Origin of the sequence: Thiocapsa roseopersicina (assembly GCF_900106925.1) — a bacterium.
Classification (GTDB): Bacteria; Pseudomonadota; Gammaproteobacteria; order Chromatiales; family Chromatiaceae; genus Thiocapsa; species Thiocapsa roseopersicina.
In genome coordinates this window covers 243,849-267,584 of sequence record NZ_FNNZ01000001.1, presented here as the reverse complement: position 1 = coordinate 267,584, position 23,736 = coordinate 243,849, and the positions used below count along the sequence as shown (strand labels likewise).

20 protein-coding genes are annotated in these 23,736 nt (G+C 62.3%); 2 read left to right on the top strand and 18 right to left on the bottom strand.

Annotated features, from left to right (window positions below):
- The first annotated feature begins 336 nt into the window (after nucleotides 1-336).
- The gene (locus BLV04_RS01210; protein ID WP_093027314.1) at nucleotides 337-672 is read left to right on the top strand and encodes a BrnA antitoxin family protein; all 336 of its coding nucleotides are present in this window, start codon (nucleotides 337-339) and stop codon (nucleotides 670-672) included.
- A gap of 581 nt (nucleotides 673-1,253) precedes the next feature.
- Here BLV04_RS01210 and BLV04_RS01205 read toward each other — a convergent pair.
- From BLV04_RS01205 to BLV04_RS25840, 8 genes are all read right to left on the bottom strand, one after another.
- Nucleotides 1,254-1,574: a nucleotidyltransferase domain-containing protein gene (locus BLV04_RS01205; RefSeq protein WP_093027841.1), complete on the bottom strand. Its 321-nt coding sequence runs from the start codon at nucleotides 1,572-1,574 to the stop codon at nucleotides 1,254-1,256.
- Between the two features lie 591 nt (nucleotides 1,575-2,165).
- A complete protein-coding gene (locus tag BLV04_RS01195) occupies nucleotides 2,166-2,582 on the bottom strand; it encodes a putative toxin-antitoxin system toxin component, PIN family (RefSeq protein WP_093027310.1) in 417 nt (138 codons plus the stop codon).
- Nucleotides 2,569-2,838 (bottom strand): type II toxin-antitoxin system Phd/YefM family antitoxin, encoded by a 270-nt coding sequence (locus BLV04_RS01190; protein ID WP_093027308.1) that lies wholly within the window; start codon nucleotides 2,836-2,838, stop codon nucleotides 2,569-2,571. Before BLV04_RS01190 ends, BLV04_RS01195 begins: the two co-directional genes overlap by 14 nt.
- Nucleotides 2,839-2,920: 82 nt before the next feature.
- A complete protein-coding gene (locus tag BLV04_RS01185) occupies nucleotides 2,921-3,880 on the bottom strand; it encodes a UDP-glucuronic acid decarboxylase family protein (RefSeq protein WP_093027306.1) in 960 nt (319 codons plus the stop codon).
- A gap of 974 nt (nucleotides 3,881-4,854) precedes the next feature.
- A complete protein-coding gene (locus tag BLV04_RS01175; RefSeq protein ID WP_093027304.1) occupies nucleotides 4,855-5,679 on the bottom strand; it encodes a trypsin-like peptidase domain-containing protein in 825 nt (274 codons plus the stop codon).
- Nucleotides 5,663-6,496 carry a tyrosine-protein phosphatase gene (locus BLV04_RS01170; RefSeq protein WP_093027303.1) on the bottom strand — a complete coding sequence of 278 codons (834 nt, stop codon included), beginning with the start codon at nucleotides 6,494-6,496 and terminating at the stop codon, nucleotides 5,663-5,665. The genes BLV04_RS01175 and BLV04_RS01170 overlap by 17 nt, the downstream gene beginning before the upstream one ends.
- Nucleotides 6,497-6,590: 94 nt before the next feature.
- Nucleotides 6,591-8,060 carry an O-antigen ligase family protein gene (locus tag BLV04_RS01165; RefSeq protein WP_175534441.1) on the bottom strand — a complete coding sequence of 490 codons (1,470 nt, stop codon included), beginning with the start codon at nucleotides 8,058-8,060 and terminating at the stop codon, nucleotides 6,591-6,593.
- Nucleotides 8,061-8,638: 578 nt separating this feature from the next.
- Nucleotides 8,639-10,135 carry a DnaJ domain-containing protein gene (locus BLV04_RS25840; protein WP_093027299.1) on the bottom strand — a complete coding sequence of 499 codons (1,497 nt, stop codon included), beginning with the start codon at nucleotides 10,133-10,135 and terminating at the stop codon, nucleotides 8,639-8,641.
- A gap of 142 nt (nucleotides 10,136-10,277) precedes the next feature.
- On the opposite strand from BLV04_RS25840, the gene BLV04_RS01155 reads away from it, so the two are divergent.
- Nucleotides 10,278-11,873 carry an SPOR domain-containing protein gene (locus BLV04_RS01155; protein WP_093027297.1) on the top strand — a complete coding sequence of 532 codons (1,596 nt, stop codon included), beginning with the start codon at nucleotides 10,278-10,280 and terminating at the stop codon, nucleotides 11,871-11,873.
- A 12-nt stretch (nucleotides 11,874-11,885) separates the two neighbouring features.
- Here the strand turns inward: BLV04_RS01155 and BLV04_RS01150 are convergent, their stop codons facing one another.
- The 10 genes from BLV04_RS01150 to BLV04_RS01105 all read right to left on the bottom strand — a co-directional run bounded on the left by BLV04_RS01150 (nucleotide 11,886) and on the right by BLV04_RS01105 (nucleotide 23,732).
- Nucleotides 11,886-12,539 carry a hypothetical protein gene (locus BLV04_RS01150; RefSeq protein ID WP_093027295.1) on the bottom strand — a complete coding sequence of 218 codons (654 nt, stop codon included), beginning with the start codon at nucleotides 12,537-12,539 and terminating at the stop codon, nucleotides 11,886-11,888.
- 551 nt (nucleotides 12,540-13,090) lie between these two features.
- Nucleotides 13,091-14,413, bottom strand: coding sequence for a tetratricopeptide repeat protein (locus BLV04_RS01145; protein ID WP_093027293.1), 1,323 nt, complete (start codon nucleotides 14,411-14,413; stop codon nucleotides 13,091-13,093).
- A 25-nt stretch (nucleotides 14,414-14,438) separates the two neighbouring features.
- Nucleotides 14,439-16,790 (bottom strand): GumC family protein, encoded by a 2,352-nt coding sequence (locus BLV04_RS01140; protein ID WP_175534440.1) that lies wholly within the window; start codon nucleotides 16,788-16,790, stop codon nucleotides 14,439-14,441.
- Between the two features lie 58 nt (nucleotides 16,791-16,848).
- Nucleotides 16,849-17,469, bottom strand: coding sequence for a polysaccharide biosynthesis/export family protein (locus tag BLV04_RS24740; RefSeq protein WP_175534439.1), 621 nt, complete (start codon nucleotides 17,467-17,469; stop codon nucleotides 16,849-16,851).
- Nucleotides 17,470-17,968: 499 nt separating this feature from the next.
- Nucleotides 17,969-18,730 (bottom strand): glycosyltransferase family 2 protein, encoded by a 762-nt coding sequence (locus tag BLV04_RS01130; protein ID WP_093027287.1) that lies wholly within the window; start codon nucleotides 18,728-18,730, stop codon nucleotides 17,969-17,971.
- A 33-nt stretch (nucleotides 18,731-18,763) separates the two neighbouring features.
- Entirely contained in the window at nucleotides 18,764-19,636 is an 873-nt protein-coding gene (locus tag BLV04_RS01125; protein WP_175534438.1) for a glycosyltransferase family 2 protein, read from the bottom strand.
- 13 nt (nucleotides 19,637-19,649) lie between these two features.
- Nucleotides 19,650-20,912, bottom strand: coding sequence for a dTDP-4-amino-4,6-dideoxygalactose transaminase (gene rffA / locus BLV04_RS01120; RefSeq protein WP_245731641.1), 1,263 nt, complete (start codon nucleotides 20,910-20,912; stop codon nucleotides 19,650-19,652).
- Between the two features lie 12 nt (nucleotides 20,913-20,924).
- Nucleotides 20,925-21,356 carry a GtrA family protein gene (locus BLV04_RS26025; protein WP_093027283.1) on the bottom strand — a complete coding sequence of 144 codons (432 nt, stop codon included), beginning with the start codon at nucleotides 21,354-21,356 and terminating at the stop codon, nucleotides 20,925-20,927.
- The gene (locus tag BLV04_RS01110; RefSeq protein WP_093027281.1) at nucleotides 21,349-22,899 is read right to left on the bottom strand and encodes an AMP-binding protein; all 1,551 of its coding nucleotides are present in this window, start codon (nucleotides 22,897-22,899) and stop codon (nucleotides 21,349-21,351) included. The genes BLV04_RS26025 and BLV04_RS01110 overlap by 8 nt, the downstream gene beginning before the upstream one ends.
- A complete protein-coding gene (locus BLV04_RS01105; protein ID WP_175534437.1) occupies nucleotides 22,896-23,732 on the bottom strand; it encodes a formyltransferase family protein in 837 nt (278 codons plus the stop codon). Before BLV04_RS01105 ends, BLV04_RS01110 begins: the two co-directional genes overlap by 4 nt.
- Between the last annotated feature and the right edge of the window lie 4 nt (nucleotides 23,733-23,736).

The window sequence follows — 23,736 nt, the reverse complement described above, 5'->3', positions numbered from 1 at the left end:
CATCTCGCTCCCACGCTCCGCGTGGGAGTGTAGCCCCGACGCTCCGCGTCGGACCTCTCAGGCAGAGAATCCGGTTCCGATCGAGACGCCCACGCATTCATCGGGCGTCTGACGCGGAACGTCAGCTTCCGCTGGTTCGCTCTCTCAGGACACGGGCTCCATGCGCCAAAGATTCACCTTAGATTTCGGCCGGCTCGGTTCTGCCGGCTTTCAGGTTCAGCAAAATCCGAGCTTCGCGGATCTAACCGGTTGTACTCTGTATATTGATGCGTATCATCACGCGATGCGCTTCACTTGGGACGAGACCAAACGGCTCCATGCGCAAGGCAACCAGCGATGAAACAGACCTCTTCTTCCAAAACGCAGGCTACTTCTGACGACGAGGCTCCGGCACTCAGCCAGGCTGATTTCGATCGAGCACAGCTGCGCGTTGCCGGCAAGGACGTCAGCCGCGCCGAGTGGCAGGCTGCGGTCCGCGCACGTGTGACAAAGCAGCGCATCGACATCATGCTCGACACCCCCATCATCGAGCACTTCAAATCGCTGGCGGGAGAGCGCGGCTATCGAACACTCATCAACGACACCCTGCGCCGCGTGATCGAGACCGGACACCTGGAAGCCGACCTGCGTCAGATCATCCGTGAAGAACTGCGCTCGGCGACTCACGATTAGAGCCGCGCCGAGATCGGGCTGAACCCCAACCCACGGCACTGCCGCGTGCCGTAACCCGACATGCGGCGCCGGCGTCGGGCTACGCTGCGCTAACCCGACTACGGCAAATACCTGCACAGTCTCGGAGCGTGGAAGCGAGCTAAGGGCCTGTAGGGGCGACTTCAGTCGCCCAGTCACCCTGCCTAATCGTTGTCGTTGCCGCTTGCGTTCTGTAACTCGCTCCCACGCTCCGCGTGGGAGTGTAGCCCCGACGCTCCGCGTCGGACCTCTCAGGCAGAGAATCCGGTTCTCTGATCGAGACGCCCACGTATTCATCAAGCGTCGGACGCGGAGCGTCCACACCACACTCCCACGCGGAGCGTGGGAGCGAGCGAGATAGCAGTCAGCCGCGGAGCGCGGGAGCGAGCCAGCAGAGCCCAAAACGATGGATCTATGGATTAAGCGCCATTCTGACGTGGTCTCGCTGGCAGTGATAGACCCCTGTATCGGGATACGGCGGCGTACCGTCCAACAGTCGTGAGGCCGAAGCAAGGTCTCGCTCAGCCTTTGCGATCCAAGCATCAACCACGACGGCTGCGGCGTCAGCCATACAAGACGATCCCACGGGACAGCACGTCGCGATCGAACGACGACGCCACACCGGCCTGACGGTCCGATTCCGTGCGGGTACGCACAACCACATCCACGGGGACATTCACGCCATGCAAGGCATGGTAAGCCCGCCGCGCCAAGCGATAGGACGGCTCCGACTGGTCAGGCACAATCACATACAAGTCCAGGTCGCTGTCGCTGTCGGGTTCTCCCCAGACATAGGAACCAAATAACACGACCCGGACCGGGGCGAGCGCCGTGACGATCCGATCAGTGACTTCCCGGATCTTCCTGTCGTCAATGAGTTGCATCACGAAACCGTCAGAACATACGCCCAGAGCCAAGTCTGCAAACCGATCGACCGAGTGTCAACCACCGGCACAAGCGAGTCCACCTCGCTTTACGCTGAGGCAGGCACTTGAGTGAGCTGAACGCTACCATCTTCGGCCGAAATTCCGGCTTACCGGCCTGTAGTGGCTGTAGGGGCGACTGCAGTCGCCCAGTCACCCATCCGCCTAAGATCCGATCAACAACGGGCAATCGAATGCTGCGCCCACCGGCCTCAACGGCTGCTTTGCCTGACGCTCCGTCTGCGCCTCCAACAGACGCCTAGTCACGTCCTTCGCAATCTCCAATGTCTCCTGAACGGTCCGACCCTGCGCAACCAGACCCTGAATCTCGATTTCAATCGTAGCCAAAGACCTCCATGCCTGGATCGCATCGCGCCGATGACCGGGCCGGAGCGGCGTTCGGTGGATGCGGCGCGGCCGACATCATCGACCAATCGCCAACCGCCAACCGCCGAGTGGCGCCGGCTGACAACCGGGGTAAACCGAGGATCACGTTCAGGCGAAGACATCTCCGGGATTACGCCGTTTGTCCCGCATGGAAGCGCGGCGACCCTAGCGAATCCCGACGAGGAATGCGGCCGGCAGGAGTATGGGAATCCCATGCCAGGGATGCAGATGTGTCAGGTGTGGATCGCTGGAAACGATCAGGTCCACCTCGGCTGTCTCGGCCAGTGCCAGAAACATGTTGTCCTTGGGGTCGACACAATCCGAGACCGTCGTCGTCACCTCCACGACAACGGCCCGAGCGTGAAACCCCGCCGCGAAATCTTCCCGTTGCCGTGACGGCGCGTAGCGATCGAACTTCGGCCGACTCAGCACGGCCACAAGCTCGGCGAGGGTCTCCCGGCTGACGCACACGTCGAAATTGAGCAGGGCCTTCTCCAAGGCCAAGGCCGGGACGGAATCCGGGCGAATCGCGGCGCTCACCAGAACACCCGTGTCCAGGACGATCCGCCTAGCGAAGCTCATGGACGAGTCGATCGATGTCCTCGTCGGTCAGGGCCGCTGCCTCCGGTGAGGCGGCGGTAGCTCGCCGATAGCTTGCATACCATCGCACCGCGTCTTCCCTGCGCCTGCGTACGTCGCCCAGCTCTCTGAGGTCGTGTTCCGAAACCACGTAGGCGACCGGCCGCCCGCGTCGCGTAATCTCGATCGGCTCCCGCTGCGCCCGATCGATCAACTCTCCGAAACGGCTCTGGGCTTCGACCGAAGTCACGACAATCATGCTGCCCCCTAAATGGGTGATATGGCTAGAACGACTACTTTAGTGAGGATTGTCCTTGGCCACAACACCCGGGAGCCGAGACTCAAGCAACCCCCCTCAACAACCCATCAAAATACTCAATCGTCGGCTTCAACCCATCCCGCAACGCCACCCGCGGCTCCCAGCCGAGCTGCGCACGGGCCAAGGCGATGTCCGGTTGCCGCTGCTTGGGGTCATCCTGCGGCAGCGCCTCATGCACCAGTGCCGAGCGCGAGCCGGTCAGCTCGAGGACGGTCTCGGCCAACTCGATCATGGTGAACTCGCCCGGATTGCCGAGGTTGACCGGCCCGGTCAGGTCGTCGGGGCTGTCCATCAGACGAATGAAGCCCTCGATCAGATCGTCGACATAGCAGAAGGAGCGCGTCTGCGTGCCCTCGCCGTAGATGGTGATCGGCTCGTTCCGCAGCGCCTGGACAATAAAGTTCGAGACCACCCGCCCGTCGTTGGGGTGCATCCGCGGCCCGTAGGTGTTGAAGATGCGGGCGACCTTGATGCGCATGCCGTGCTGGCGGCGATAGTCGAAGAAGAGCGTCTCGGCGCAGCGTTTGCCCTCGTCGTAGCAGGAGCGCGGACCGATCGGGTTGACGTGGCCCCAGTAGTGCTCGGGCTGCGGGTGGATGTTCGGGTCGCCGTAGACCTCGCTGGTGGAGGCTTGGAAGATCTTGGCCTTCACGCGCTTGGCCAGGCCGAGCATGTTGATGGCGCCGTGCACGCTGGTCTTGGTGGTCTGCACCGGGTCGAACTGATAGTGGATCGGGGATGCCGGGCAGGCCAGGTTGTAGATCTCGTCGACCTCCACATAGAGCGGGAAGGTGACGTCGTGGCGCATCAGCTCGAAGTACGGGCTTTCGAGCAGATGGGCGATGTTGTCCTTGGTCCCGGTGAAGAAGTTGTCGAGACAGATGACGTCGTGGCCTTCGGCGAGCAGACGCTCGCAGAGGTGGCTGCCGAGGAAGCCGGCACCGCCGGTGACCAGGACGCGTTTGCGCAGTGCGTAGTTCATCGTACCTTCCTTCACCTCAATTGATTGCACGTTGATCAAAGAACCCGGGCGTCATGGCCCCGCCAAACGATGAGCCCATTCCGGCGACCACACGACGCAGAGCATCGGCTTTACGCTCCCTCTCGCGGATGCCGAAAACATCCGAATCGTGTAGCTTCTGACCATGAGCCGCGACCGCTACCGTTTTCTAGAGCCAGACGCTCCGCACTTCCTCACGTGCACGGCGGTCAAATGCTTGCCGCTCTTCGCCAAACCCGCCAACGCACTCATCTTGCTCGACTCCCTGCGGGTTCTTCAACGCGAGCGCGATCTCTTGATCCAAGGCTACGTCATCATGGAAAACCACTGCCACCTGATCGCCGGCGGACCTGGGCTCGCATGTACGATCAGCAGCTTCAAATCCTTACACCGCGCGGCAGATGGTCGACCGGATGCGCGCGCAGAACTCTCCAGCGCTGTCCCTCTTGGTCTGGCATCGGGCCCCGCACAAGCGCGATCTGGAACACCAAGTGTGGCAGGAGGGATCGCACACGGAGCAGATCGCGGACACAACCATGATGCGGCAGAAGCTCGAGTACATCCACAATAACCCGGTGAAACGAGGTTATGTCGATGATCCCTTGTGTTGGCGATACTCCAGCGCACGGAACTACGAGGGGTCGAGGGATTGCTTGACGCGGTGACGGATTGGTAGCCACACGACAGGAGCGCCGAGACGACGCACCTAGCCGGCGGCGATGCAGCGTACCCATACTCGTTCCCTCCGCAACCGGCACTCGTGTCAACTCACTCCCACGCTCCGCGTCGCGACCTCGCAGGCGGAAAACCCGGACCCGGTCGATACGGCGACGCGCGCATCGAGCGTCGGACGCGGAGCGTACACAAGACATTCCCACGCAGAGCGCGGGAGCGAGTTGGATTCCTCGAATTCGACATTGCCCCGACAGGCGACGGGAAAGAACGGCATATCCGATCTAAGGGCGCTGCAGGATCTCCCGCAGCGCTTGCTCGGCGCGTTCGATGGGAACGGCGAATCCGATGCCGACATTGCCTGCGTCGGGGCCGACGAGTGCGGTGGTGATGCCGATCACCTCGCCCGCCATGTTGATCAGCGGACCGCCGGAGTTACCCGGATTGATCGAGGCGTCCGTCTGGATCAAGGGCCCCAACCCGGCCGCCTCGCGGTGGACACGGCCGACCGCGCTGACGATTCCGGATGTCACGCTTTGACCGATCCCGAAGGGGTTGCCGGCGACCATCACGAAGTCTCCGACCTCGAGCCGTTCGGACGTTCCGAGACGCAGCCGCGGCGCCTCGACCGGGACGATCCGCAGCACGGCGATGTCGGCGTCCGCGGCCAGCCCCACCACCTCGGCCGCATGCGCTTGACCGTCCTGCAGGGTCACCAGGATCCGGTCCGTACCGCGCACCAAATGGGCGTTGGTCAGCACCAGGCCACGCGGTCCATCCCAGATTAAGCCGGATCCGGCCCGCTGCCGACGCAGTGTCCGCGAACCGTCGGGCACGGCAACTCCGGAGCGATCCAAAAAGCGGCGCAGATCCGGATCGTCCAGAACGGCATGCCGCGCATCGGCGATGTCCGACACGGAGGTGATCGTCACGACCGCCGGCGTCACCTTGCGCAGCACCGGGGCCATCGAGGGATAAGCAGCCACTTGTCCCGGATGCATCCCCGCCCCCTGACTCGGGGCCATCGACTGACTACAGCCCGCCGCCAACAAGAGGCCGGCCGGCACCGAGATCCAGCGGATCAGGGCGCATCTATCGCGACGCGCCATGGAAGAACCGCTTCAGCAGACCCGACACGCGACCCCCGACACCTATCGAGCCCCCACTCACTTCCTCGTCGGCCAAGGCAGGTGGCGGAACAACCGAGAGCGGATCCGCATTCGAGAGCACCGCGCACGGCCGATCGAGCACCATCCGCTCCGCCTCGGCCGCCCCGACCCAGTGCTCGGCGATCCGCCGTCCGGCACTCAGCACCGGCGGACGATGTCGATCGTCGTGCCCGTCGCTCGCCAGGAGATGCACCAGACCATCCGCCAGAAAGCGCTCGGACCAGCGCCTCGCAACCTTGCCGAAACGCCCGGTCAAGGCATCCGCCGTGAGCTGGATCCACGCGCCTTCGAAGGCGGCATCGGCGAACCAGCCGTAGTGCGCCTCGTCGAGCCAGGTCAGGCGCTCCGGATGGGTGATGATGGGGACATAGCCGGCCGCAAGGACATCCTCCAACAACTGCGCAAACCGCGCGGGCACGACGAAATGCGGCGGCTCGAACAAGAAATAGCGCGAATCGTTGATGCTCGCCATCCGGCCGCCGCGCAGCCCTTGAACCAGCTCGGGCACGATCTGAATATCCGCTCCGTGCGTGATCCGAAGCGACATCCCCGCCTCGCTCAAGTGACGCGACAGCTCGCCGACGCGACGGCAGATGTCCCCTCGCTCGTTCGGAAAAACACCGGGATAAATATGCGGCGTACAGACCGTGTCGGTGATGCCGTCCTCGAGGGCGATACGCGCCATCTCGAGCGACATCCGAAGGGAGCTCGATCCGTCGTCGATCCCGGGAAGCAGGTGGCAATGTACATCGATCATGATCGGTATCGGTTGGGTCCCGCTCGTGTCTGGTCTCGGACAAGATGCTGCCGATCATTCGACCCGCCAAGCCCGACACGGATTCGACAGCGGATCAATCCATGAACGGATTGCGAGGTCGGGGCACGGCCTGCTCTGGATCCCCGAGCTCGACCCGGGGTTCACTCCCCTCCGGTCGGCGCGATGCCAGATTGGCCTCGGCCAAGGTCACCGTCCGACGCGGGCGCTTGCGCAAACGATCGGCCAGCTTGGGCAGCCCCGGAGGGCTGAAGAAAAGCGCCGCCAACATGGCGAAGTAGGCCATATTCGCGGGATTGCGCAGATTGTTGTCCGTCACACTGTGCGCCAGCAGCAGCAACATGGCAATCCCGGCACCGATCTGCAACGAACGATAGCGCGACCACTGCTCCGAGGTCACCAAACGCGCCCATTGCGCGAGATAGAGCACCAGGAAGATCGCCACCAGCGCGAGTCCGAGCAACCCCATCTCGAACAGCGTCTGAAGATAGTCGTTGTGGGCATAATTGATGAACCAGCGCCCCAGCTCGACCGGCTGATAGAGCACGAAGACGTCCGGAAAGGTGCCGGGACCACTGCCGAACGGGAGCAAACGCCCGGCCGCATCGAAGGTCGAAACCGCGATCGGCCAGCGCGCATCGCCCTCCAACTCGGCGACCGAGAAGCGATCCAACACCGGCGCCAGTCCGAGAAAGATCGCCACGCCGACGCCGATCGTGATGAACTGCCCCATCAGGCCGAAGGTTCCAGTCCCGCCGACGCGCCGCGAAAAGAGGATGGTCGTCAGCAAGATGCCCAGCATCGCCATCATGATCCCGGTCCGCGAGCGCGTCACGATGATCCCGATCGCAAACAACACCGCCAGCAAGAGGAAGATCAGACTGGGACGATTCGTTGAATTCAGCACCGCGATCGAGCGCTCGCGCAGCCCGCCGCCGCGGCGACTCTTCTGATAGCGCCCGCCGAAATCGTACAGGAACAGCGCCAACGCGAGCGGCAGCGCCATCTCGATCATGCCTGAGAGATGGTTTCGGTTCACATAGGTCCCCGACGCCCCCGCCCGTGCCAGCAGGTCGACGATCGCGTAGCTCATGCCGCCCGACGTCGCAAACTGAAAGAGCGCGATCAGGACTTGCGCCAGCACGACGGCAAAAAAGAAATAGACCAAACGCGTCTGCATTTGCTCGGAGAGCGCGCGGGTCGCCACATAGACCGCAATCGGCACGATCAGGATCAGCCAGCTCGACTCACTGGCCAGCGGAGAGACCGACAACCGCTGCACCGCCTGCGCCTCGCCCCCGAGCAGGGACTCGGCCTGCAGATAGAGCTCTCGACCGGGCAGCCACTGCGCCACGTCCGCCGGCAGGGGCAGGAGATACAGAAGGGGGACGCCGAACAAAAGGCACAGGAAGACAATCTCCATCCCACGCAGATGAAGGGGCCTGGACCGCCAAGCCGCGACAATCAACAAACCCAGCCCGAGCCACTGCAACACCAGGGTCGCCGTGGGCGCGTAACCCCCGCGCAGCAGGGGCGCGAATGCCACCAAGAGCACCAACCCCAGGAAGAGAAGGCTCGAACCGGTATCCTCCCCGGCCGCCGGATGGGATCCCCGACCGACCGAGTGCACATGCCCACTTGCCCGATGCCGTCGCCGACCCTCCGGTTGTCCATCCTGCTCGATGTCCGATGCTCTCTGCCGTGATGTCCCCATGACCCCATGTTCCGCAATGCCACAAGCCGTAACACACGCGCGCGTATCGGAGGGACCACAGCCACGACCCGAACCACGCCCCTTAAACCACCGTCGACCGCAAGGTCGGCCGATCCGATCTCGGACACCGCGACGTCCCTGCCGGGAGACGCGCTCCGCACCGAATCCTAGCATGACCTCGCCGCCTTCGACCGCGCGCCATGCACGAAACGACGGCACCGTTCAGAGCCCCTCCCCCAGCCCCAGCAAGACCCACGGCCAGTACCAGCTCGCTCCCACGCGGAGCGTGGGAGCCAGTTTCCAACGTGGGAGGCAACTCGGGGATTACTTAGACGCACTACCGCCCCCGTCCAGGGGATGGCCGCGGAGGATGTAAACGCTGCCGCAAGCGCACCCCACCGACCAACGGCTCAATGGGTCAACTCCTGGATCAGTGTCCGTCCGCCATCACGTTTGAACAACGCCCTGATCTGGCCCGTTTGGCTGCGCGCACGTCCGTTGGTGTCGTGATACCCGACATCAAATCGCACCCGGATGCGACACAGATCCTTCCCGACCGACTGAGTGGAGGCCCTCGCGAAGCTTATGGTGCGTCCGCTGGTGCTCGCAAACCAATCGGCGTAGAGCCGCCGGATCGAGGCTCGCCCGGTGGTGCCCCGCTCCCGTGCATCGAGGGTAAAGAGATTGGCCAAACGATCCGCAGAACCGGTCTGATAAGCCTGCCGAAACCGTCCGAGCACGTCGGAAACCCCGGCACACGCATCGGTGTCGACTAAAGCGGGGACCTGAACAGTCTTCGGAGCCGGTGTCGCCTTGGCGATTGTCGGGACGGCCCGCGATTCCGCGGCAGGCACTCGATTCGGTGGCGTCTCGGCAACCGGCAGGTGCCTTAAGGGCTCGTACACAGGCACAGGCTCGGACGGAGGCTGTCGCTCTTGCGCAGGCTTGGGCGAAGTCTCGGACGCGAGAAGAACCTCGAGAGGAAAGAGCGATGCGGGCGGGACCACCACCTCGGGCGCCGGCTCCGGCTCGGCCGCGAGAAGCACCTCGAGGGGAAAGAGCGCCGCGGGCGGGGCGACCATCTCGGGCGCCGGCTCCGCGAAGGGATAAGGCGATTTCAGCGGGCCCGGAGACGGCCCGATCGGCAAGGGCGACGGCGACGGCTCGAGGGCCTGCGCAACCGGCGCCGCGATCGGCTGTGCGACGACCGGAGGGCGAGTCCCGTGCGCCTCGTCGGGCGGATCCTTATCCAGCAGCAGGATCGCCAGAAGGGCCGCACAACCGAGAACCATCGCCTGGATCAAGCGCCGCTGAATCAGCGATGCATCGCGCCGGGCCGGTACGCCCCAAAGCAATTGCGCATGCAAACCACGAGGGGGACGTCCATCCAAATCCTCCACGGGAGACGTCCATGCCGGCGGAACAGGAGACGCCCTGACCGACGGTCGAGACGAGCGAGAACGTGCCCCGCCGCCGGTCCACTCCGCGTCGACACCCGCGTGTCGCTGCATCAACAGCCGATAGGCCCGATTGATGCGCTCGGTGCGCTGGTTCAGATCGGCCGAGCGCGCGGGATGACGGTCCGGATGATAAACCGAGATCAAACGCCGATAGCGTTGCTTGATCACCCCGGGGTCTGTCTCCCCCATGAGCCCCAGAGTCTCCTCCGGGGCCTCCAGTTGCACGCCCAGCAAGCGCTCGTCCAACAGCCTGTAGGCCCGCTCGATCGCCTGCTCACGTGCCAAGCCAGCCGCCAAAAGGGCGTCGTCGAGCGGGCGCGAGGACGGCCTCTCGGGCTGGATCATCCAAGCCAGCACGGCGTCCAGATGCGCCATGACCGGCGCCGCGCAGCCCTCTTCGCAAAGACACGCGGCGATCGCCCGGGCAGCATCCTCGTTCAGCGGCATTGATGTCGAGACGGAATCGGTTCGAGACACAAGCCAGTCCAGCGACCCGATGACGGTGGCCCCTGCATTGGTGGTCGAAGCCACCTCTCAGCAAGACCGTCTTGGTGGTCGAGTTGTCGATGATGTGGTTGAATCGCGACCCATGAGCATCGTCAACGCGCAAACGACACCCCAAGCAGAGGCGTCCCTGAGAGCGCTGCATTCACGGATCACGCGCTTGCTCTTCGCACCGACGCGCGATAACCGGGATGTGTCCGCCGAGACCCTGAGCGACTTCGCCCGGCAGATCTCGGCCTGGATCGCAGACGCCCGCCACGCCTTGACGGTCACCGAGCCGGCGCGCACGGCCGATGCCGATTCAGAATCCGGCCGGAGCGCACAGGCCGATGCCGCCGATCTGCCGGAGAAATCGGCGGCGCCCGCCTTGGCGAAAGACCTGGCCCGCTGCGCCGAAGAATTGACCGATGCCGTCGATCGACTGATTCAAGACCCGTGCGCCCCGGATGCAGCCGGCGCGCTCAAGCACGCCATGGCGCAGGCGCGGATGCGGCTGTCGGACGCACGCACGGAGCCTGCACCATCGGGCGCGGGGACGCCCGAGCAGAGTCGGCGGTTGGATGAGTTCCGGCCGAAGCGCCCGATCACGCCTTGGATCGTCGGCCCGCATGGCGCGGACGACCGACGAGCCGGTCGCACGCCCAACGACACCCGGGGGCAGTTCCCCGCGACGGCAGCCCCGGATATCCCCGCCGGCCCTAAACCCCGCGTCGAGGTGCACCGTCTGGATGCGCACGAACGGGCCTGGTGGGAAAGCCAATTCTCACGCCTGCAACGGCGCGCCGATGCCGCCTGGATGCTCGGGTTGGCGATTCTAGCCGGGCTTGCCGGCCTGGCCTTCTGGGACGCCACCACGGATCGACCGCGTCCCGCTGCGGCCGATCCGCTCGGCATGGTACCCGCTGCCGACATGGCGCCGCCAGCGCCGAACGTCGCGGAAACCGCGCAGACGACGAGCAAGGCGGCTCACCTCGAGCGACGCATGGCCGAAATGGAAGTGGAGATCGTGCGACTTCGCGCCGAGTTGGAAGTGGCACTCGGAGCGCGCTTGGACAGGGCCGCAACGGCGACCGCAGAGGACACGCGGGGGATGGAGGAAGCGGGCGCCGGACAGAGCAGCGGCGCCGTTTCGCCAACCGAGGCCGACCGGGCCGCCGAGGTGTTGCCGACTCGGGACGACGGTCCTGCCGCGGGGGATCGGGGGGAGGATGCAACGTCGCTGAAGCGGCCCGAATCGTCAGACACACGCCTCGGGCCGGCAGAAGACGCGACCCAGGAGACCGGGGCCACGGCCAGCGCGATGATCACGCCGCGCCCGCTCGATCCTTCGGTCGACGTCGGCGTACTTGCAGATGCCGCGCTTGCCCGGAGACACTCGGACGCAACAGCGAGACATGGACTCCGGCCGGTCGTCCTGGAAGAGCCGGCTTACGCCGTCCAACTGGCGTCGCTGCGGGATCCCGCAGCACTCCGGCGTTTTCTCGAGACATCGCCTCTGGCACCGTCACGACTCTTCGTGGAGTCGACAGGGAGCTTCGACGTCGTCCTGCTCGGCTTCTTCAGAGACGCCGCGTCCGCCGGACAAGCGCTCGAAGCCCTACCCGATTCACTCCGCCGGGCGCGCCCCAGGGTGCGACGCCTCGAAGCGAATCAGATCTTCTATCCAGGGTTCACGGAGTAAGTCCTGCACCGATCATTGGATCTCACTGATCGGCGTCGGGCCGTCGCCGGCTCCGCCGTCGTCCCTGGCGTTGGCGATTGCAACAATACCTCCAATCACCGCCGCGGCGCCCAAAACCAGACCCGTTGTCGTCAACCCGGTCGCCGCTGCAGCCCCAGGCAACGACGCACCGGCAGTCGCGCCGCCGGCAGTCGCGCCGCCGGGCGTCGATCCGGATCCAGATCCGGATCCCAGCAAAGCGCCCTCATCATCGTCGCTGGCTGCATCGACACCGACCTGCGCCAACCGGAAACGCACCGCCTCGGTCGCCGCTCCCGTCGTTTCGACAGCCGCCATCTCGGCGATCTCCGGCCGCAGTTGACCGCCGCGTCCGGTCGCGCAGGGGCTGCTTTCGGTGATGTCCAGAACCTCGTCGTCGAGCAGGAAATACTCACAGGTATCGCCGTACCAGATCGCAGCGCGGCCTCCTTCGAGCATCATGACCCGATCACCAAGCTGAATCGTCCGACCCTCGCTGCCCGTCACATAACGGCCGCCCTGCGACACCATCGCCGTTCCGTCGATCGAGACGATGCGCCCCGTCGGCTCCGTCGCCACCACAACCCCGGCAGACAGGATCAGGACAGCTGCCGCAGTCGCTTGCTTCATGAAATGCTCATGTGCCATGTCAATCTCCGTAAGCGCCCGACTCAGAAAAATTCAGAATTCACGCCGCCAGTGAAAACCCAAGAAACTGTAGGATGGGTAGAGCGCCAGCGAAACCCATCCAACCCGCGCCAAAGGCATCAGACCGAAACCCGGCAACGCAGCGGTTTGGAGCCCGCGCCAAGGGCGTGAGAACAAAACCCGGCAACTCGGCAGTTTGGAGGATGGGTTTCGCTGACGCTCTACCCATCCTACGCGCTACGCGCTCATCACGGTGTTCACCTGGTTTCTGAATCATCACGAGGTCAGGTAAGCGCAGCACAACCGCCGCGGACGCGACATGTGTCCCATGTATATCTGAACCGCTCCGCGGATCGCTCGAAACCCCTTACACCCCATGTGCCCCATATAGTAGACACTCGATGAACCCGAGTACAGGCATCCCTATAAATGTAGGTTATGCCGAGACCCGCGAGGCACAACCAAACGCCGCCGGACGTTGTGCTTCCGACCGTCAGCACAGCCGGGAATCACCTGGAGCACCAGACCTGCCCCGCGCACCCGACCCCGAATCAATCCGTCTCCCTCGCATTCCCAGCCTCATCCGACAACACACGCGCTGCCGAACGCGCACGTTCCAGAGGCGAGATGGCATCGATCCGGACGATGACCAAGTCATCGAACCAAAGCGTCCCGTCGATCGCCTCGTCGAGCCGAAGAATGTCGGCGCTGGCCAAACGCACCTCTTGATGTCGACAGGTCTCCGGGATCTCCACCTCGAAGCTGAAGTTCGTCCACTCCTCGTTTCCCAGGATCCGCGTACTCTCGCCAAGCGCACCGGTCTCGGGCGAGCGGCAATTGACGACCCAACGCAGACCGGACTCCGAATAGAGCTTGTCGCTGCGATAACGCCCGGACATCCGATAGGCCCCGGGGGCCAGATACAAGGGCTGATAAAAATGATCGAACCGCGTCCGCGAGAAGCGGAACAGGATCCGCAGCGCCTGCCCCCGCGACCCTTCGACCGGCGCCCGCGAGATGCTCGCGCGGTCGTGCTTGACCACATGCCAGTCGAAACCGAAGCCGGTGAACGGCAGCTCGAAACCACCGTTGAACAGGAGCCCCAACTCCTGTCGCTGAGCGGCAAACAAACTGTTGACCCAGGCCAGATAAGCCGCCTCGAACTCCTCCTCGCGCAGCAATCGCGCAACGTAGCTCGTGCGCTCCTCCGCCGACAGCGGCACGACCCCCGGAGCCCGCCGCATCGCATAGAGCTGCCGGACCAGACCAAGCTCCGACTTACCTTGCGCGGTCTCGACGAAGAACTGCTCCCACCACCCCGGCGGTTGACGAACGAAGTCGTGAAAGGCGGCCATGCCCTCCGGCGTGCTCAGCAACCGGCGAAAGGTCTCGAAGATGCTCCGCGTGCGCGGCGAGCCGGCCTCGATCGCGCGCGACCAGTGCGACAGGGCCAAGTCCAACCGGCCCCGGCTGGCCCAATAGGCCGCGACGTCCTCCTGCACCCGGGCGCTCACCGGCGCCAAGGCGGACGCGGCCGCGACCAACCCCTCCGCGCGCGCCTGATCCTCCTCGGCCACCGCCAATCCACCCAGCGCAAGCAACGGCTGCGCCCGGCTCGGATTCAGCCGATAGGCCTCCGTCAGCAAGGCCCGAGCCGTCTCCGGATCACGTCCCAACAGCGAGAAACCCAGCCGGTAGAGCGCCTCGGGCTGCTCCCGATGCCAATCGAGCACCTGGCGTGCCGCGTCGGCGCCGTTCTCGTCGAGTCCGGCCTCGTAGAGTCGCGCCACCCCGAGCGATCCGACCCGCCAGGCCAGGACCACGCAGATCAGCGTAAACCCGATACGCCAGACCAAACCCCGACCGCGCGACATCGAGCCCCCCGCCTCGGTCGAACCGCTAGACCGGTGGCCGCTCATTGTGATCCTGTCCATAGCCGTAGAGGTACTGGTATTGGTACCGATATCCATAGCCGTATCCATAGCCGTATCCATAGCCACGCCCTCCGGGCTGACCCACCTTTTGCAGCACGACACCGATGATGCGCGCCTGACTGCCGCGCAGACGCTTCAGACTCTCCTTCACCATCGTGCGCGTGTTCTTGGCCGTATTGATCACCAACAGGCTCGCGCCGGCCATGCGCGAGAGCACCAAGGCATCCGCGAGACCGATGACCGGCGGGCCATCGATCAACACATAATCGAAACGCTCGGCCGCCAGCTTGAGCAGATTCATCATCTTGCCGCTGGACAGCAGCTCGACCGGATTCGGCGGCATCGGCCCGCTCGAGATCAAGAAGAGACCATCGACGCTCGTCGCTTGCGCGATCTCCGCAGGGCTGATCTCCGCGGCGAGATAATTGGTCAGACCCACGTCGTTGGGGAGATCGAAGATGCCGTGCAGCGACGGGTTACGCAGATCGCAATCGATGCACAGCACGGTACTGCCGCTCTGGGTGAAGGACGCAGCGACACTGACACAGCTGAAGGACTTGCCCTCGCCCGGAGAGGCGCTGGTAAAGTGCAACACGCGCGGCGCACCCTCCGCGGTCGAGAACATCAGCGAGGTCCGAAGCGAGCGACTGGCCTCGGCCAAGGGTCCCTTCGGGTCATTCGCGACACTCAGGGCGAGGTTGGCCGAGGATTGCACCCCCGTCGAGGTGTCGATAAAGGGTAGGCTTCCGAGCACCGGTCTCCCGGTCTCCTTCTCGACCTCGTCGTTCGACTTGTAGGAGTCGTCGAGATGCTCGAGCAAGAGGATCAACAGCACGCCGAGTACGAGACCCAGGAACGCCGACACCATCAGGTTCTTGTTGAGATCCGGCTTGAAGGGCTTCACCGGTACCGTCGCCAGATCGACGATGCGGATGTTGTCCTGCACGATGCCGGAGACCAGCTCCGCCTCCGTGACCCGCGACAGTAGCCCGTTGTACATCGCTTGAAGCGTGTCGCGCGAGCGGGCCAGTGCGTTGTAATCGACCGTCTCGTCGCGCAGCTTCAAGAGCTCCAACCGAGCCTCTTCGGCGCGATCGGCGAGGAGCTGGCGCTCCTTGAGGCTCGTTTCGTATTCGATGCGGAGACTGCGCGAGATCGAATCGACCTCGGCCGCGATCTGTCCGTCGATGGCCTCGATCTGGCTGCGAAGCTGAACCATTGCCGGATAATCCGGCAGAAACACCTCGAGCTTGCGCTGATATTCATCCAGAAGCTCGCCGCGGCGGGTCTTCAGCGACTGAATGACCTCGCTCCCCAGAAAGTCCGAGCTGCCTTGCGCATCGATCTCGTTCATCGCGCGCATCTTCGCTTCGGCCTGAAAGAGGTTCCGCTCCGCCTCGCCGAGCCGATCGCGCAGTGCCCCGTACTCGCTCTGCGAATATTCGAGCAGGTTGTCCACGTGGACCAGATCCTTGCTGCGCGCATAGGCCGTCAACTGGCGCTCCGCATCCTCGAGCTGAACGCGGGTCCACTCGATCTGCTGCTCGTAAAAGGTCTGGGTCGAGGTGGCGTCATCGCTCCGACGCTCGGTTTGAAAATTGACAAAGGCCTTTGCAACCGCATTCAGCATGGCCGTAATGGCCCGTGGATCACTCCCCTCCATGCTTAATTGAATCAGATTGGTGTCGCGCACCGGGGTGGCCACCAGCGAGCTTCGGATCCGCGCCGCCACGGCGGCCTGATTGGACGCCAAGGGATCGTCCAAAAGACGGTCGCGTTGCTCGTCCAGCGCGGTCGGCTCGACGCGTCCCTGGCGCGCATGCCACCATTGCGTCAACTGTTGTTGCAGCTCGTCGAAGAATGTCGGCTTGGCATCGTCCGTTTTGGTTTCAGGCGCGAGATCCAAGCTCAAGGTCTGCGCGGCACGCTCGGCCAAGACGCTGCTGCGAAGCAGCTCCAGTTGGTCGCCCGTGAAGTTGCGCGCCGATGCAACCGCCGAAAGATCCGTGAAGCCGAACTGATTTCCGGAAGGGGGCGTCGCCTGAACCGTCGCCGTAGCGCGATAGACCGGCGGCTCGCGGACCGTATAGAAGAGCCCGGCGATCAAGGCCAGCAACACGGCGAAGATGAGCAGCCACTTGCGATAGAGCAGGATCGCCAGATAGCGCTTGAGATCCAGACCCTCGCCCTCGTCGCCGAGATCCTGAAACACCGTGCCCCGTGGATAGTCGAGAGCGCCGGGCCCTGGCCCGGCAACCATCGGCCCACCGCCGGGCGGCGGCAATCGCGGATAGGTCGAATTCGAAAAATCGTTCATAAGTCGAGCCGAATCAGCATCACAAATAAGAGCCATCAATGGCCTAAGGCGCTCATCCTCAGAAGGTCACGGTCTTCTGGACATCCACCGGCGAGTATGTCCTCAACACACCCAGCCACGGATCGAAAAAGAGCGCGAGGGCGGACGGCGGCACATAGATCCGATCATTGCCCACCAACAGAGGATCCCTGAGCTTGCCCTCCAAGATCGCCTGATAATCCACGACATAAGCATGCAACTGGGGATTCGGCGTTTGCCGCGTCTCGTCCGTCGCCCGAAAGATCACGACCTGCCGCTTCTTGCCCACAGGCGGAACACCGCCGGAGGAGGCCAGCACCTGCCCCAGCGTCGTCCTTCCGCTGATCTGCAGCGACCCGTTCATCTTACCGGAGAGTGTAATGTTCATGTTCGCCGTCTCCTCGACGTGAACGGAGACACTCGGATTACGCAGATAACGGCTGCCCAGAAGCCGCTCGATCTCGGACTCGGCCTCGTCCGTCGTCAAGCCGTTGACAGAGATGGACCCGACCAACGGCATCGTATAGTAGCCCTGAAAATTCACCCGGCCGGCCGACGACATCTCCTCGACGCCGAAGACATCGACCCGCAACAGATCATAGGGACCGATGCGATAGACCAGATCGTCCAGACTGGGGTCCGGCGGAGGCCCGATCGTCACCGGAACCGTCTCCACATCACCCGGTGCCGTCGGATACTGCTTCGCCGCGTCTCCACTCAACGGATTGCCGCCTGTTGTCCCGGTTTCAGTGACATCGGAGCCAACGCCCCGCGGAACCGGCCCCCCACATCCGCCCAGCAACAAGGTGAGCAGAAAAACGGCCGTCAAGGCCATCGCAATTGCGGCGTTCGTCAGCCCAACGCGGGTGTGATCATCACCAAACCCTCGATGACTTCCGGCATCGAGCGCTCCACGACCCCATCCGCGAAGCCCGAACCGAGACACCTCGGCGGATCCAGCGAAATCGAGCGCCCGCCCATCCCGGGAGCAACGCATCAAGACATGTCGGAAAAACGCAAAGATTCTCAAACAAGACATGTAATCCATCCCCAAACGTGCTCGTCATGCCGTGGCGCGGAAAAAACGACCGGACCCAACGGCCCAAGGTCTTCATGGAAGACGAGAAGGTGGCACAGCATCGACGTCACCCCGAACCCCGTTAGGCTCTTCGACCTCTCGCAGCAATAAACTGGGGCAACTTAGATAGGTTCTTCCAAGCCAAGGAACCGAAGCCGCCAACCGCGTTGGCACGAAGGATACGATAGTCTTCCCGAGATTTTTGCATCAGGTGCTTGAGCGACCGGTTGCTGACCCCCCCGACCCGCATCCGAACCAGCACCTCCGGCACATAGACCACCCGACCGGACAACTGCATCAGCATGCGGAGCATGAGGTCGTAATCCCCGGCAATGCCATAACGAAGGTCGAAGCCACCGAAACGCTCGTACAGCGAGCGGCGCAGATAGAGCGTGGGATGCGGAGGCGCCCAGCCCCAACGCAACCGGCTTCGCCGATACGCCCCGGAGCGCCAGTAACGAACGACACGGAGAGTATCCCCACGAGCGACATACACCAAGTCCCCGTAAACCGCATCCACCCCCGGGTCTAAAAAAGCCGCGGCGACGCGCGTCAAGACATCCGGGTCAGCAAACACATCGTCCGCGTGCAGGAAACCCACCACCTCACCGCTCGCTCGGTCGATCCCCTTGTTCAAACCGTCATAAATGCCCCGATCAGCCTCGCTGACCAACACGGCAAGCCGATGACGATGCGCCTGCAGGATATCCAGGGTCCCGTCCCTGCTTGCCGCATCGATCACGATATGCTCTCGATCCGGATAGGACTGGCTCGCGACCGAGGCCAAACAGTCGCCGACGGTCGCCGCGCAACACCATGTGGTCGTCACGACCGAGATCTTCATTGCACCGATGCCATCCGTGTCGCAGCCAACTCACTATCGTTGATGATTCTCGCACCCTCCAGCCCTGCCCGAACGGCCGATACTCATCTCCCCCGCCGCCAACTCACGCATCTTCAGCACGATCATGTACTCGTAGATCGCCAACAGCCGGCAATAGGTCAGACCAGCGTGTCCGTCCAGAAAACCACGACGCAGGATGTACATATAGAGAAACCGCAACAACGGGCGAAACGGCAGACGGGTCGATAGCACCTTGAGCGCCCGCCGCCGGCGCGTCGGATCCCGCGCAGTGAGCCCGCTCCAGTCAAAGCCACCGCCGTTCTCCGACAATCGCGCTGCCTCCCGTGCCTCGGCACTCGCGTAGCGATTGTGCTTGTCGAACCAATCGGTCAGACCTTTCGAGAAGGAATAGTGCAGATAAGGCTCCCTCAGGGTGCCGATCCGCTCCGGAGCCAGATCCTCCCGCTGCCCATGGCCCACCTGCTTGAAGCGAAACCGATCTCGATGCCCCAACCGCACCTGATAGCTCGGATAGAGCCCGGAGTAACGCAGCCAGCGACCCATGAACATCATCCTCGACGGCACGCGCCAGGCGTCGAACCGCCCGTCCGCAACAGCCGCCTGCAGCTCCGCCTGCAGGGCCGGCGTCACGATCTCGTCCGCATCCAGGTGAAGCACCCACTCATGCTTGAAGGGGATCTGGTCCAGGGCGTAATTGCGCTGCCCGGCGAAATCGTCAAAGGCGCGCCGATAGACGCGGGCTCCCAGCCGTTCCGCCACCGCCACGGTGTCGTCCTGGCTGAAGGAATCGACCACCACGACGTCGTCCGACCAAGCAACGGCCGCAAGGCAAACAGGCAGATTGGCTTGCTCGTTGAGCGTCAGAATGAGGATCGAGATACCCATGTTGTGCGGTCGCCTAAGGATCTTCAGCACCACCCCAATCATCGCCTTCGCCAGTGCCCGCAACCACCCCACCGGCTGGAAGCGCTGACTGCCGGCGGCGAGCAGCAGGCTCGGCACTTTTACCAGCACTCTCCAGCCAGGCCAGAGCGGTCGCAATCACCTTTTCCTGTTGGTCCTCCAGCCCAAGCCACAGCGGCAAGCGCACCAATCGATCTGCAAGGTCGTCCGTTACCGGTAGAGCGCCCCGGGTTCGCCCCACTACCTGGCCTTGGGGTGCGCTGTGCAACGGCACATAGTGGAAGACGCAATTGATGTCTTGCGCCTTCATCGCCTGGATGAACGCAGTGCGGTCGTCCAGGTCGCGCAGCAGCAGGTAGTACATGTGTGCGTTGTGGCCGCAGCCGTCCGGAATCACCGGGCGGCGCACGCGGCCGGCGCGCTCCAGCGGCTCGAAGGCCGCATGATAGCGCTCCCAGATCGCCAGCCGGCGGGCGGTGATGGAATCGGCCTCTTCCATCTGCGCCCAGAGGAAGGCCGCGATAATCTCGCCGGGGAGGTAGGAGGAGCCGATGTCCACCCAGGTGTACTTGTCGACCTGACCGCGGAAGAACTGGCTACGGTTGGTGCCCTTCTCGCGGATGATCTCGGCGCGCTCGGTCAGGGCCGGATCGTTGATCAGCAGCGCCCCGCCCTCGCCGGAGATGATGTTCTTGGTCTCGTGAAAACTCATGGTGCCAAGGTGGCCGATTGAACCGAGAGGCCGGCCTAGATGGCTTGCCATCACGCCCTGCGCCGCGTCCTCGATGACCAGTAGACTGTAACGCTCGGCGAGGTCCATAATCACATCCATCGCGCACCCCACCCCGCCATAATGCACCGGCACGATAACGCGGGTCCGCGGTGTAATAGCCGACTCAATCAGGCGCTCGTCGAGATTCAGCGTATCCGGACGGATATCGACGAACACCGGCACAGCCCCCCGCAGCACAAAGGCATTGGCGGTCGAGACGAAGGTGTAGGACGGCATAATGACTTCGTCGCCCGGCTGGATGTCCGCGAGGATGGCGGCCATCTCGAGCGCAGCGGTGCAGGAGTTGGTCAGTAAGGCTCTGCGGCAACCGGTGCGTTTCTCGAGCCAGCCTTCGCAGCGCTTGGTAAAAGCCCCGTCACCGGCGAGCATGCTGTGAAAATGTGCCTCGGCGATATACCCAAGTTCTTTACCGACCATATAGGGCCTATTAAAGCCGATATAATCACTTTTTTGCATTGGTTCCATGCCGTTAACTTCCTATCTCACCCGCGCGTGAACCTGTGTGCCGGTCGTCGGGAAAACGACGTACCTCAGCAAAAAGAAAAGCACCCCGGCAACGACAAAGATCGCGACGGCTTGAACAAGTTGGTGGGGAAACCCCAATCGATCAAAAAAGACATAAAGTAACGCTATATTTGTTCCATAGCCGATTGCGTGAGCGCCTATGTAGCGAGCCAACGCACTGGAATGATTTCCAGTATATGAAAAAGAGACGCTTGCGTGGCCAAAGTACGCAATCAATGCTCCAATGGGATAGAGCAAGGACACGGTCACTTTCGGATCGACGCCAAGCCAGACGATCCCGAGGTATATCCCATAACCCAACAAATTGCTGAAAATACCGACCAAACCGTAACGGACTAGCCGTGGTACTTCAGGCTGCACTCGCGCCCATGCCCCCCTAATCATCGAGTAATCCGAGTAAATGCAACCGGTCCACTTTGCCGTTTGGATTCTTCGGCAAATTTCGCATGACGAAGAGTTTATTGGGAATCATGTAGGCTGGCAAAAGGTCTCCGACATTTCCGAGGACTGTAGATTCATCTAAAACCTCATGACTGGCAACAAACGCGACCAACTTACCGTACGCAGAGCTGACGCGCTGATACACCACCGCCGCCTGATCAACCAGAGGAACTTTCATGAGCGCATGCTCGATTTCCTCAAGCTCGATGCGATAACCCATATGTTTGATCTGATTGTCCTTCCGCCCCATGAAGTAAAGCTGCCCGGCCTCCTCATGCACCAGATCGCCCGTACGGTACATTCGCTTACCAAAGCGAGCAGGTTCCGAAAGCGTAGAAAAAACCGCTGACGTTCGCTCCGAATCGTTGAAATACCCCGCGGCAACGTTCGGTCCGATAAGAAAGAGCTCGCCAGTCACGGCATCCCTGCCGTCCCTGTCAAGGAGCCGGTAGTCGAAATTCGGGTTCAACATCCCCAGCGTCGGCAGGCCATGAAGATCTTCAAAATCCCGGTCCGTCAGCGTATAGGCGCTGCAGATGCACGTACATTCGGTCGGACCATACACGTTGACAAGTTCCGCCTGACCGGAAAAAAGGCGGTACAGCTTCTGAAGCTCCACCTTCGGATACCCCTCACCGCCGAACACGATGGTCCGAAGATCCAGCAGGCTCTCCGAGGTAAGGGCCTTCATCGTCATCAGGTAAATCAGGAGGGAAGGGACCGAAAACCAAATAGTGCACTTCAGCCGTCCAACATAGGCTGTGAGCGCGTAAGGATCCGACAGGAGCTCGCGACTGATCGGGGTCAGTGCCGCTCCGCAGAACAACCCCACGTAGAAATCGAATACCGAATTATCGAAATACATTGGGCTCAGGTTGGCGAAATTGTCGCGAGCTGTAATGCCAAACCGCGACTGGCCCCAAGCGATGAAATGCAAAACGTTCTGATGAGTGACTGCGACGCCCTTCGGAACGCCCGTCGAGCCGGAGGTGTACATGATGTAAGCAATACAGGACCCGTCGACCTTACGGGCGAGATCCATCTGTACCACCAGATCTGCAGCGTCGACAACCGGCAGCTGCTGTTCGTCAAGAAACGCCAATCGGCAGCCTTGCGTTGAGGCAAGCTCGGTCATGGCAACCGCATAGGCGGGATCATCGAAAAACAAGACCGACGGGCTGCTCACGTCGAGAATACGCGCAGAGCGGGTAAGCGGCGATGCGACATCGATGTTGGCATACGGTATTCCCAACCGAAGCGCGGCAAGCATCAGGGCGTAGGAGAGAACCCGTTTCTCGTGCCCGATAGCAATGACGTCCCCCCGCGACAAACCCATAGCCAAGAGCAATCCCGCTAGGCGCTCAACTAAGCCGCTGACCTCACTAAAGCTGAAATCTCGACCCGCGTAACGCAGCGCCACCTGATCAGCGAAACTCGACGCAACCTCGGAAAACAATAAACCAACATTGTAATGGTGTGTAGTCATGCCGCTAGGAGCCGCGAACCAACCGAGAGAACTTGACCATCAGGGGCCTCAATATCTGAAAACCTTAGAACATCTCCATCTTTCCGGAAAACAATTCCGTTCTCATAAGACAAGCCGACTACGCACTCTGGAAAAAGCTCCATGAAACGACGCATGTAGGGATTATGGAAACGATGTGCCGAGAAGACCCGATAGGAAACACCCTCGACGTCGAATCGGCAGCCCTGGGATCGATTGTTGAAAGCCTTGATCTTTTGCAGCATCAGATCATTACTCTCCCGGAAGGAGATAACTTGATCAGCTGATTTCCTGCTATAGTAGATTGCATCTGAGCCAATCGCCTGCTCACATAAAGGCAAAAACCTCCTCGCAAGTGCGTCGACGAACACCTGCTTCTCTGCAACGAAACTCAGCTGATAAAGCGTCGTCACGTCCAAGTCGTCCGTAAAAGGTATCCTGACCTGGGAAATAATTGGGCCGGTGTCGACCCCACTATCCATAACGTGACAGGTAGCACCAGCATCGCGGCTATACAGAATTGCGCCGATTACAGGATCAACTCCCCTTAAATCCGGAAGAAAAGAAGGATGGATATTGACATACCGCGCAGGGGGGAGATCCGCCACCGGCAAAATATACGGACAACCGTTCGAAATCAAAACATCGAAACAATAATTCCGCAGCAAAGATAGGAGTTCACTCTTATTGTGCACCACCAAATAGTTGTCAATGCCGCGAATCGATTGACGGCGGAAGTCCCGCTCTAAATGGCTGCCCTCAATCACAATAACTAGAGACAACGTGACTTGACTCTCGATCAATTGCTCGAGCACGAAA

Excerpts from the sequence above, each read along its gene's own strand:
- BLV04_RS01150 (WP_093027295.1), bottom strand. The coding sequence starts at position 12,539 with ATGGCACATGAGCATTTCATGAAGCAAGCGACTGCGGCAGCTGTCCTG.
- BLV04_RS01155 (WP_093027297.1), top strand. The coding sequence starts at position 10,278 with ATGAGCATCGTCAACGCGCAAACGACACCCCAAGCAGAGGCGTCCCTG.
- BLV04_RS01175 (WP_093027304.1), bottom strand. The coding sequence starts at position 5,679 with ATGGCGCGTCGCGATAGATGCGCCCTGATCCGCTGGATCTCGGTGCCG.
- BLV04_RS01210 (WP_093027314.1), top strand. The coding sequence starts at position 337 with ATGAAACAGACCTCTTCTTCCAAAACGCAGGCTACTTCTGACGACGAG.
- BLV04_RS01205 (WP_093027841.1), bottom strand. The coding sequence starts at position 1,574 with ATGCAACTCATTGACGACAGGAAGATCCGGGAAGTCACTGATCGGATC.
- BLV04_RS01190 (WP_093027308.1), bottom strand. The coding sequence starts at position 2,838 with ATGATTGTCGTGACTTCGGTCGAAGCCCAGAGCCGTTTCGGAGAGTTG.
- BLV04_RS01140 (WP_175534440.1), bottom strand. The coding sequence starts at position 16,790 with ATGAACGATTTTTCGAATTCGACCTATCCGCGATTGCCGCCGCCCGGC.
- BLV04_RS01130 (WP_093027287.1), bottom strand. The coding sequence starts at position 18,730 with ATGAAGATCTCGGTCGTGACGACCACATGGTGTTGCGCGGCGACCGTC.
- BLV04_RS26025 (WP_093027283.1), bottom strand. The coding sequence starts at position 21,356 with ATGATTAGGGGGGCATGGGCGCGAGTGCAGCCTGAAGTACCACGGCTA.
- BLV04_RS01195 (WP_093027310.1), bottom strand. The coding sequence starts at position 2,582 with ATGAGCTTCGCTAGGCGGATCGTCCTGGACACGGGTGTTCTGGTGAGC.
- BLV04_RS01125 (WP_175534438.1), bottom strand. The coding sequence starts at position 19,636 with ATGGGTATCTCGATCCTCATTCTGACGCTCAACGAGCAAGCCAATCTG.
- rffA (WP_245731641.1), bottom strand. The coding sequence starts at position 20,912 with ATGGAACCAATGCAAAAAAGTGATTATATCGGCTTTAATAGGCCCTAT.
- BLV04_RS25840 (WP_093027299.1), bottom strand. The coding sequence starts at position 10,135 with ATGCCGCTGAACGAGGATGCTGCCCGGGCGATCGCCGCGTGTCTTTGC.
- BLV04_RS01170 (WP_093027303.1), bottom strand. The coding sequence starts at position 6,496 with ATGATCGATGTACATTGCCACCTGCTTCCCGGGATCGACGACGGATCG.
- BLV04_RS01110 (WP_093027281.1), bottom strand. The coding sequence starts at position 22,899 with ATGACTACACACCATTACAATGTTGGTTTATTGTTTTCCGAGGTTGCG.
- BLV04_RS01145 (WP_093027293.1), bottom strand. The coding sequence starts at position 14,413 with ATGTCGCGCGGTCGGGGTTTGGTCTGGCGTATCGGGTTTACGCTGATC.
- BLV04_RS01185 (WP_093027306.1), bottom strand. The coding sequence starts at position 3,880 with ATGAACTACGCACTGCGCAAACGCGTCCTGGTCACCGGCGGTGCCGGC.